The organism is Pseudoroseomonas ludipueritiae (assembly GCF_014490445.1).
In the GTDB taxonomy this organism is placed as follows: Bacteria; Pseudomonadota; Alphaproteobacteria; order Acetobacterales; family Acetobacteraceae; genus Pseudoroseomonas; species Pseudoroseomonas ludipueritiae.
Genome location: NZ_JACTUZ010000355.1, coordinates 1 through 1017, shown reverse-complemented (window position 1 = coordinate 1017; position 1017 = coordinate 1). Strand labels below are relative to the sequence as shown.

The window sequence follows — 1017 nt, the reverse complement described above, 5'->3', positions numbered from 1 at the left end:
GTGGTGGTCTCCGCCATGCCGCATCTCTGGACGCCACTGGTGGCGCCGGCACTGAAGCGGGCCGGCATCGCCTATGTGCCCATCCTGCACGATGGCGCGCCGCATCCCGGCGACCCCGCCTTTGCCTGGCACTGGGGGCTGCGGCGGGACCTGGCGGCGGCGCGCGGGGCGGTGGTGCTCTCGGGCAGCGTGGAGGCGGCCATTCGCGCCCAGGCACCGGGGTTGCCGCTGTTCCGCCTGCCTTTGGGCGCGCATCTGGCGGGTGAGCCGCCGGCCGCCGCCAGGCCGGGGCATGACTTCCTCTTCTTTGGCCGCATCCGTGCCTACAAGGGGCTGGACCTGCTGCGGGACGCGCTGCGCATCCTGCACCGCAGCCATCCCGATGCCACGCTGCGGGTGGTGGGGCAGGGGGATATCGAGGCCGCTGCCCCCGGCATCTCCGCCCTGCCGGGCGTGACGGTGGAGCCGCGCTGGGTGGGGGATGACGATATCCCCGCCCTGGTCGGCTCCGCCCATGCGGTGGTGCTGCCTTACCGGGAGGCCAGCCAGTCCGGCGTGCTGCCCATTGCCCTGGCCTGCGGCGTGCCGGTGGTGGCGACGCCGGTGGGCGGCCTGTCCGAGCAGCTGCGGGATGGCGAAACCGGCTTGTTGGCCAGCGCCACGACGCCCGAGGCGCTGGCCGAGGCCATGGCCCGCATCATGGACCCGGCCCTGCAGGCCCGGCTGGCCGCGGGTGCCCTGCGGCATGGCGAGGCGCTGATGGACTGGGAAGCCCAGGCCGCCACGCTGCTGGCCGGCATCCGCCCCTGGCTCGAACCCGCCCCGGGGGTTCAGGCATGATCCGCCGCATCTGGACCCTGCTGCCGCGCCGGCTGCGGCGGGAGGCGCTGTTCGGCGCCATGGCCGCCCTGGCGCCGCGCATCGACCGGCCGGAGCCGGAAGGGCAGGGGGTGCTGGCGGTGGCAGGCTATTTCAGCGCCGCCACCGGCCTCGGCGCCGCCACCCGCCGCCTGGCCG

The 1017-nt window shown here is 75.3% G+C and carries 1 protein-coding gene and 1 pseudogene; both read left to right on the top strand.

The annotated features are described in order from the left end of the window. The coding region (locus IBL25_RS26345) for a glycosyltransferase family 4 protein (protein WP_187781376.1) at positions 1 to 840 on the top strand (840 nt) is incomplete at its 5' end. Then, positions 837 to 1017 (top strand): annotated as a pseudogene (locus IBL25_RS26340) (hypothetical protein); the annotation flags it as partial. The gene IBL25_RS26345 and the pseudogene IBL25_RS26340, both read left to right, overlap by 4 nt.